The sequence below is a fragment of the Cypionkella sp. genome (assembly GCF_028290025.1).
Lineage (GTDB): Bacteria > Pseudomonadota > Alphaproteobacteria > Rhodobacterales > Rhodobacteraceae > Cypionkella.
Genome location: NZ_JAQGKQ010000071.1, coordinates 1 through 8650 on the forward strand (window position 1 = coordinate 1; position 8650 = coordinate 8650).

10 protein-coding genes are annotated in these 8650 nt (G+C 58.2%); 4 read left to right on the top strand and 6 right to left on the bottom strand.

All coding sequences use genetic code 11. The features are described from left to right. On the top strand, positions 1–830 hold an 830-nt coding region (locus JWS10_RS11715; protein ID WP_299507583.1), incomplete at its 5' end, for a helix-turn-helix domain-containing protein. 27 nt (positions 831–857) lie between these two features. Here JWS10_RS11715 and JWS10_RS11720 read toward each other — a convergent pair. Then, a complete protein-coding gene (locus JWS10_RS11720; protein ID WP_299507585.1) occupies positions 858–1307 on the bottom strand; it encodes a helix-turn-helix domain-containing protein in 450 nt (149 codons plus the stop codon). A 100-nt stretch (positions 1308–1407) separates the two neighbouring features. Between JWS10_RS11720 and JWS10_RS11725 the strand changes: the two genes are divergently transcribed. From JWS10_RS11725 to JWS10_RS11735, 3 genes are read left to right on the top strand one after another with little or no spacing between them, the layout of a single operon-like run. Next, positions 1408–1839, top strand: a complete 432-nt coding sequence (locus JWS10_RS11725) for a DoxX family membrane protein (RefSeq protein ID WP_299507587.1) — start codon at positions 1408–1410, stop codon at positions 1837–1839. 10 nt (positions 1840–1849) lie between these two features. Then, on the top strand, positions 1850–2158 hold the full coding sequence (locus JWS10_RS11730) for a Rieske 2Fe-2S domain-containing protein (RefSeq protein ID WP_299507589.1): 309 nt from the start codon (positions 1850–1852) through the stop codon (positions 2156–2158). Further along, a complete protein-coding gene (locus JWS10_RS11735) occupies positions 2158–2952 on the top strand; it encodes a glutathione S-transferase family protein (protein ID WP_299507592.1) in 795 nt (264 codons plus the stop codon). Before JWS10_RS11730 ends, JWS10_RS11735 begins: the two co-directional genes overlap by 1 nt. A gap of 539 nt (positions 2953–3491) precedes the next feature. Here the strand turns inward: JWS10_RS11735 and JWS10_RS11740 are convergent. The 5 genes from JWS10_RS11740 to JWS10_RS11760 all read right to left on the bottom strand — a co-directional run. After that, the gene (locus JWS10_RS11740; RefSeq protein ID WP_299507594.1) at positions 3492–3671 is read right to left on the bottom strand and encodes a hypothetical protein; all 180 of its coding nucleotides are present in this window, start codon (positions 3669–3671) and stop codon (positions 3492–3494) included. A 1091-nt stretch (positions 3672–4762) separates the two neighbouring features. After that, entirely contained in the window at positions 4763–6079 is a 1317-nt protein-coding gene (locus JWS10_RS11745; protein WP_299507597.1) for a polysaccharide biosynthesis/export family protein, read from the bottom strand. Next, entirely contained in the window at positions 6069–7103 is a 1035-nt protein-coding gene (locus tag JWS10_RS11750; protein ID WP_299507600.1) for an SDR family NAD(P)-dependent oxidoreductase, read from the bottom strand. Before JWS10_RS11750 ends, JWS10_RS11745 begins: the two co-directional genes overlap by 11 nt. A gap of 12 nt (positions 7104–7115) precedes the next feature. After that, complete coding sequence (locus tag JWS10_RS11755; RefSeq protein WP_299507604.1) at positions 7116–7817, bottom strand: sugar transferase; 702 nt, start codon at positions 7815–7817, stop codon at positions 7116–7118. Between the two features lie 6 nt (positions 7818–7823). After that, a partial coding sequence (locus JWS10_RS11760; RefSeq protein ID WP_299507606.1) for a DegT/DnrJ/EryC1/StrS aminotransferase family protein occupies positions 7824–8650 on the bottom strand: 827 nt, incomplete at its 5' end.

An 8650-nucleotide genomic window follows, 5' to 3' on the forward strand; every position in this document is an offset into this window, starting at 1 on the left:
TGTCGCCGGATGGTAATCCGGTTCGGGCATCCTGCGGGCTGGTTCTGACAGCCGAAGGCCGGTTGTCCGCAACGGCGGACCCAGCAGACCTTTTGATCCCGGGGGGCGAGGGCGTGGACCGGCTGCTTTTGGATCAGGCAGTTCTGGCCTCTGTCGCGGCAAAGGCGGCCATCGGCACCAACCCGCTTATCTCGATTTGCTCAGGCGCCTTGGTTCTGGCGGCGGCGGGCGTGTTGCATGGGCAGACAGCCACCACCCATTGGTCACGCAAGGTCGAGGCCGATCGGTATTCCGACGTCGACTGGGACATTGACAGCATTCATGTCCTGTCAGACCGCATCTTCACCTCGGCTGGTGTCACGACAGGCATTGATCTGGCGCTGGCGATCATCCGGATGGATTGCGGGAATGCGGCAGCACTGGATGTTGCCAGAGAGTTGGTGGTTCAACTGCGCCGCACCGGGGGACAAAGCCAGTATGCCCTGCATCTGGCGGGCCAATTCACCAGCAACGAAAGCCTGTCTCGCCTGATAGAGGCCGTCGTCACACGTCCCGATCGCCCTTGGACCGCCGAGGATCTGGCGCAGGACTCCGGCATGAACGGCCGAACCTTGGCACGCCACTTCCGCCGCCACCTCAATTCCTCACCTGCGCAGTTTGTGGAAAAAGTCCGCGTCGATCATGCCCGTGCCCTGGTCGCGGACAACCTGCCCCTCAAAACGGTCGCAGTGGAGAGTGGCTTTGGGGATCTGCAACGCATGCGGCGTGCCTTCCAGCGGCGCTTTGGCGTGAATGTCGGCGAGTATCTGTCGGTCTTTGGCGAAACGTAGAGGGTCGCATGAGAACTTCTTCGACCTTTACGTCCTGTCCAAGATTCTTCCCGTGAGCAGGTAAAGCTGCTGGGCCTCCTCTTCGTCATGGAACTTTGCACCGACATGACGCTGGATTGCTGCCGCATAGTCAGGCCACATTTTGGTAAGTATCTTCAGGCCTGGCTCTGTGATTGCGATCCTCTGCCCGCGACGGTCGTCGTCTGCCGGCCTCCGATGGACAAGACCCTTCCCTTCCAGTCGGTCGATCAGCCGCGAGACGTTGTGCTGGGCGAGCAAAAGCTCACGCTCGAGCTCAAACGGGCGAAGCCCGTCGTCTCCCGCGCGTCGAAGCTCGAGCAGCACATCGTACCAGGCCAAGGGCGGATGCCCCGCGCGCTTGAGATCACTCTCCACCGCCGACAAGGCTTCGTTTGCAGCACGGATGAGCCGTGCCCAGCTTTTGACGACGATCTCTGAAGGTCCGTTTTCGCTCATGCCCTACGCATAGCGTATTCATGCATCTGCATCAACCCTTGACATCTTAATGCACTTGCATCTATATAAATGCAGTTGCATTGAAAAAGGAGATTTCCAGATGCAGTCCAATTCTCGATCAGTCGAACTTGCGGCATTCTTGCTGCGAGTCTCGCTCGGCCTCATGTTTCTTGCCCACAGTCTGATCCTCAAACTGATGGTCTATACGCTTCCCGGGACCGCGCAGTTCTTCGTTTCTATCGGATTGCCCGGTCAGCTAGTCTATGTGGTGTTCCCCTTGGAAGTCCTAGGCGGTGTTCTTCTCGTTCTGGGTGTTCAGGTGCGCGTTGTGTCCTTGGTTCTACTGCCGGTGCTGCTCGGTGCCACATGGGCACATTCGGGCAATGGCTGGATGTTCGGCTACACCAACGGTGGCTGGGAATATCCGCTCTACCTGTCAATTCTGGCGCTCGTTCAGGCTTTGCTCGGCGAGGGTGCCTTCGCTCTGTCGCGGTCGCAGCCGGTGTCTTCCACATTTTTTAAGACTGCATGAGGAGAGTGCCATGAAGGTTCAACTTGTTACGCTCGATGAACTCCCTGCCGAAGGCTCGAAGATCGTCTCGTTCTTCCACAAGGAGGTTCACGTGTATCTTGCGGGCGGCGCTCCGCGTGCGGTCGCAAATGTGTGCCTCCATCTGGGAGGCCCGCTCGAGTGCATTGATGGCGCGTTCGTCTGCCCTTGGCATGGCGCGCGTTTCGATATGTCCACCGGGGAGAAGACCCAAGGACCGGCACCCAAGGGCGCCCGGCTGATGCGCCTGCCAACAATCGTTGAGAACGGCGCCCTGTTCTATGTGTGGGGAGAGGTATGATGTTTGACAAGCTGACGCTCGTGTCCTTCGATCTTTGCCCGTATGTGCAGCGGGTCGCGATCGTGCTTGGCGAAAAAGGGGTTCCTTTCACGCGGGTCGACATTGACCTTTCAGACAAGCCCGAGTGGTTCAAATCGATTTCGCCGTTCGGAAAGGTGCCCCTGCTGCAGGTCGGTGGGCAGGTTCTGTTCGAAAGCTCGGTGATCGTCGAGTATCTCGAGGAAACCCAGCCAGGACCCCTGCACCCGACAGATCCGCTCGAGAAGGCACGGCATCGGTCATGGATGGAGTTCGGATCCTCGATACTCGCCGATATATGGGTGATCGAAACCACCAGGGACAGTGAACTCTTCAGCGCGAAACGGGCCCTGCTGCGCGAGAAGTTTCACAGGCTGGAAGGCGAACTCGGCTCTGGCCCCTTTTTCGCCGGTCCGGACTTTTGCGTCGTGGACGCCGTGTTCGCGCCTGTGTTCCGCTACTTCGATGTCTTCGACGAGATTGTCGATCTTGAAGTGTTCAAAGGGCTGGACAAGCTCGCCGCGTGGCGCAAGGCGCTTGCCGCAAGACCCTCCGTAATCGGTGCAGTCGTGGCGGACTACCCTGCGAGGCTGCACAAGTTCCTTAAGAAGCATGATGGTCATCTGCTGCGGATCGCGGCTCTGGGTGAACCGATACGCTGGACCCGCGCATTAAATGCCGATGGGTTCAGCGCACAATATCAACCAAAGACGACCAACAAAGGAGACACCGCTGTGTTCACTTCGATCTCTACCGTCCCAATGGTCCCCTTCTGAATGCTGAATGCGTTCATCCTCAAGATGGGCAAGAACGCAATCGTTTTTGACACGGGCCTTCCTGGATCGGCAAAGCGCGTTCTTAAGCAGCTTTAGCATATACACACGCCAAGACACATACCCGGCTCGCTGTCCGTTGTTCTTCTTGACTGTCACGTTATCACGGGGATTTGGCGGCGTCTGGCGTTCTCCTTGCTGGCGTTCTCCTTGGAGGAATAGCCGTGTATGGCCGGCCCAAGCAGCCTCCCTTAGAGAGGATAGCGCCGCCGCAGAGTCGTTGACGAGCTTGCTCGACCTGAGAGCCAAGCAATTCTACCTCGGTCATGAAGGACCTCTGCCACGAGGGGCGATCGAGAAGGACGTTGCACGGATCCGGAAGGGCCTGTGACTCACAGACGTCCGTCGCTCTACCAACCTACAGTCCTGATGCCGCCGATTCCGACATTGAGACCGAGGAAGATGTTGAAGGCGTCGACGACAGCGAGCACGCTGCGCAGCGGCAGTTAGGGTTGGGTTCGAATTGCATTTGAGCCTACCTTTTATGGGGTTGAGGGATCAGAGGGAAGCGCGGGCTGAGTATCGACATCGGCCGCATCCCGAGGGACACAGCTGCGCGCGGTCGCCGCCAGCCCGACCTCGAACGGCACCACATCTAACCAAAAACGGCTGCGGAACTTGCTGGTATCGACAATGCAGGGCCGGTCGAACAGGAATTTCATCTCGATTCCCTCGCGGACAAAGGGGATAAACAGGCCAACTCCCGCTCCATCCGCTGCACAAAAGCAGAGAGGGGTCAATTTCGCACGCCGAAACAGATGATCGACCACCACAGTCGGGCTAAAGAACTTGCTGACTTTGGAATGCATTGCCTCGAAGCTCTGCAATCTCCCTAAAATATCGTTCTGCGCCAGTTACTTAAAGGAAAATATAAACGATATCGCCAAAATTCCGCCAGCTATAACCAAAAAGCTTGACAGGGTGTATCACGAAAACCCAGTTTCCCTTCATCCTTATGCCTCATTGGCAATGGGCAAGGAATCCAATCCTCCAGCCCCTGCGACGCCACCGCTTCAGCATAGATGTGGTTCGATGCCCCCAATGGCCGTCACGAACAGCTTCATGGCTTGCGCCTCGCTGTGTCCGGGTCAATCACATCGATCGTGTCGCTGGCAAAGTCGACAAAGTCCTGCTTGCCGCCCACATGCGCCTGCCGCATCATTGGCCGCATCCGCCTATTCCAGGCGTTAAAATGCTCGCAGAACCAGGCGTAACCAAACCCATCTAGGGCCTTTGCCGATATTCCTCCCACAACAGCGCCCGCGTCGTCCCAGGTCAACGCAGTTCGACGTCCATCGCCGCCCAGTCCGGCACCGGCCGATCCAGTCGCGACGCAATCGTCGGGCTGGGAACAGCAACAACTCCAAGCTGTCATCGTCCAAATTTGTCGCAAGCGGTTAGGACAAACCGGCCTGACGTGCCCGTGACAGATAATTCCCAACCATGCCTTTCCCAAGCTCCAATGACCTAGTAACCGCCCGGCCGCTCAGATCCTGAGCATACTTCGAACGCAATAAGTCCCGTATCCGGCGCATCGACAATCTCTTGGTGGGCATGCTCGCTTCTGGCTGTTCACCAGCCGAAGCTTATGCCGTTTGATTGCCGGTCAAACCTGCTCACGATGCCGTGGAATGGCTGCCCATCATGGCGTGGAACACGCAGCTTGCGCTGACTAGCGGCGGGTCGAAGATACCGGCGCCGAAGGGTCAGGCGGGGGGAAATCCGCGACGCGTGTGTTTCGCATGGTCTGGTTTTATTGCAGGGCTAACGAGGCGGGCAGCATCAGATCGGTATCAGGTGCCATCAGAGCGGCAAGTGGTGTAGCATCAGAAGTCCGTTTGACCTCGATCACGTCGCCGGGTTCAATCCTGCTGTCGTAGCTGACAACTTGGGGTGTTTCGGCATTGCTGTGAACGACCGTGATCTGCGGGGCCCCGGCCCCTCCAGCGGGGTTGACCGGGGCGACCCCCATAGCCCGCAGGCCTTCGTCGGCGGCAAGGAGCCGGGCGCGCTGCTGTGCCGCATCAAGTCCGGCTTTCTGCAAGTCATCAAGCAGATCAAGACGTCGTTGCTCTGCCGCCCGCTCGCTCTCACGCGAGAGGTCGTTGCGCTGGCGTTCGAGCTGCATGAGACTGACCTGGGTTTGCAGACGGCGCGTGGACGAAAACAGGGCGGCGCTGCGAAAGTCTTGCAGGCGCGAAGCCGTCAGAATTCCCTTTTTGATGGAGTTTGTCGCTTCGGCCAAAGCATCAGCGTCATTCTGCTCGACTGCTTTTTCGACCTCGAGCTCTTTGCGCATCACAGTAGCCTGATCCTCGATTTGTTTCAGTTGCGCTCTCAGAAAGCCGTCTTCATTTTGAACGTTTTTGGCGCGCGTTTCGTAGATATCTGTTTCAACACGTAGAAAAGCTCCAAAAGCGTCATCCCCGTCCGGCGCAGCGGGCCAGGCATTGCGATCGAATTCCACATCTTCGCCAAGTTCCTTTTTCAACCGCCAGACACGCGCGCTAGCCGCAACGGCGGCATTCCAGGCCACCGCATACTCAGAGCGCATCGCCGATGGATTGTAACCGGGCACAATGGGGGTAACCGGTATTATTCCGCCAGATGCGGCGATCACTTGCCGGACAGTCATTCCCGGTCGGAACGGACGCTCGCCCGGCTGGGTGACATCGCCACTGACAAAGACCGGGCGATACTCAACCACCGAAGCGGACACTTCATCATACTCCACAACCCGCGTAGCCTGACTGCCATCGGGCAGAAATATCGTGCGCAGGCGGCTGGAGAGCGTGGCTCCAATACGGTCGCGGATTTCCGAGATTGGTCGGCCTGCAGCCTTTATGACGCCGACCCCCGGGAAGCTGAGGCTTCCGTCGATCTGGATTGATGCTCGCGCATCCATTTCAGGCATGCCAGCCACAGAGAACTCGATCACGTCGCCCGCCTGAAGGCGGTATTCCTGCGCAGTTGCAGCGACACTGCAGGCTGCGACCCAGATCGCAACCCCAGCGCAAAGTCCAGATGCCCTGTGCAGGGTTGGACGGCGGCGGACAGCATCATGTCGCATAATTTACCTCTTGGCGTACACGACCTTCCTGGAATTGGCTTTTCCACCAGGCCACCGTACGCTTCATTCCCTCGACGAAATCGACTTGAGGTTTCCAGCCGGTTGCTCGGTTGAAGCGGGTGAAGTCGGCGAGCAGTTCTTTCACTTCGGATTTCGGCGGACGCAAGCGACTAACCTCTTGTACGACCGGCTTGGTGCAGGCGGTCAGCTTCAGCACCAGATCGACGACATCCCTGACCGTTACCGCCGCACCAGAGCCCGCATTATACGGCACCCCGAACGAGATCGAGCCTGAACTACCAGCCGCAAGGAATGCCGCCGCAGTGTCCTGTACATAGGTAAAGTCACGGATCGGGGTCAGATCGCCGACGCGGATTGAAGTTACCTCCGGATCAAGCGCCTGGCGCAGGATCGTCGGGATCACTGCACGCTCACTTTGCCGCGGGCCAAAGGTGTTGAACGGCCTCAGGATGACGACCGGTAGATCATGCGAGCGCGCAAAGGCCTCAGCGAGCATGTCGGCGCCGATCTTGGTGGCAGAATAGGGCGACTGTCCCTGAAGCGGATGCGCCTCGGTGATGGGCACGGTAATGGCAGTGCCATAAACCTCGCTCGTAGAGGTGTGCACGACGCGTCGTACATCATATTCGCGAGCCGCCTCCAGCACGTTCAGAGTGCCCAGGATATTGGTATCAACATAGGACTGCGCTGCGGCATAGGAATGGGGGATCGCGATCAATGCGGCAAGGTGGAACACCGTATCCTGCCGCGAGACCAGCCGCCGCACCAGCGCTGCGTCGCGTACATCGCCGCGAATGACATTCATCTGTGCGCGTGTAGCCTGCGGCAATCGGTCGATCCAACCCAGCGAGTCAAAAGAGTTATAGAGACAGAGCGCTGTCACATTTGCCTCTGCCTCGACCAATCGCTCGACCAGATGCGATCCGATAAAGCCGTCCGCTCCGGTTACGAGAACATTGCGCCCCGAATAGCTGACGGCGTTGAGGTGCATAGCGCTGGTCATTATGGATCCCTTTCATTCCCCGGCTATCACGATTTCCATTTTTCGAGCGCCGTCAGATGGTTCGGCAACGTTAGGCGGCAAATCCAGTTTTGGCACCTTACCAAGGACTGCAAGGATACCGCGGCCGATCCACAAGAAATCGCCCCAGACCGTGCGCCGAGAATAGTAGGCCAAATCAAGCGCTGCTTTCGCCGGAAACAGGGTGTCGCGGTAAAACTGCACCGGGTCTTTACCAGCAGGGTAAAGACAGCATTCATTGCGAAATGCGACCTGGCTGGGGCCAAAGATACCGGGGCGATATTGCAACAACGGCAACTCACGTGCGGTGAACGCCCCGGCAAAAGCCATGCTTTCCGGCCTTGGCCCGACAATGGCCATATCGCCGCGGATGATGTTGTACAGCTGCGGCAATTCATCCAGCTTTGTGCCTGCAAGAACTCCACCCAATCGTGTCATGCGGCTGTCGTGTTTCATCGTCAGCGGACTGCCCCCCGGTGAGATGGGGTGAAACTTGCGGAACTTATACATCTGAAACGTGCGTCCGCCCTGTGCGATGCGGGTTTGCGCGAAGAAGATCGGAAACCCAGTATCGACCACGATTGCTATCATGATCAGCAAAAACAGCGGGCTCAGGACGACCAGCCCCATGGACGCGAGGACCACATCGATCAGGCGGCTAACATAGAAACTCGGGAATGCAGACAGTCGCGACATTTTGGGTTATCCATAATTGGGTGCAAATGCACTTTCCAAGGCCTTTTCGAGGGTACTGACAACGAGTTCCACATCGGACTCGTCCATTTTCGGATGAAGCGGCAAGGTCAGCTCACGCCGGTGAAATTCCTCGGTCAGCGGCAGGCGCAGCCCGGGATAGCGCTGGCGGTAATAAGACAGCGAGTGAACTGGCGGATAATGGATTGTCGTTTGGATGCCAGCTGCGTGCAAATCGGCGGCGGTTCGGTCGCGATCGGCCTGCATAGGCAGCAAGACGGGCATTATGTGATGCGCTGAAAGACCGGTGCGAGGACGGGGCACGAGAAAACCCTCGAAGCGGTTTTCCAACAGGGCCAGCAGTGCCCGATAGTAAATGTCGAGCGCTGCACGCTGGGTATTCATCGCCTCGAGGCGGGAAAGTTGCACGATGCCGATTGCTGCGCGGATCTCATCCATGCGATAGTTGTATCCCAGCATGTCCACATCGTAATGCGGGGTCCGCGCGACGAGGCGCTGTAACACGCTGCGCGTCATGCCGTGGCCACGCATCTGGCGCACGCGCTCAAGCATCTCGGGCTGGCGCATCAGCACCATGCCGCCTTCTGCCGTTGTCATGTTCTTGTTGCCGTAAAAGCTGAACGCACTTCCATCACCATAGGAGCCGACGCCAGCGACGCCGATGGCATGTGCCGCATCCTCGATCAACAGCAGATCATGCCGGGCGGCCAGCTCGCGCCACGCCCTCATTTCGGCCATGTGCCCCGCATAATGCATCAGCATGATTGCGCGGGTGCGTGGGGTGATGCTGGCCTCGGCCTGCTTGATGGACATCA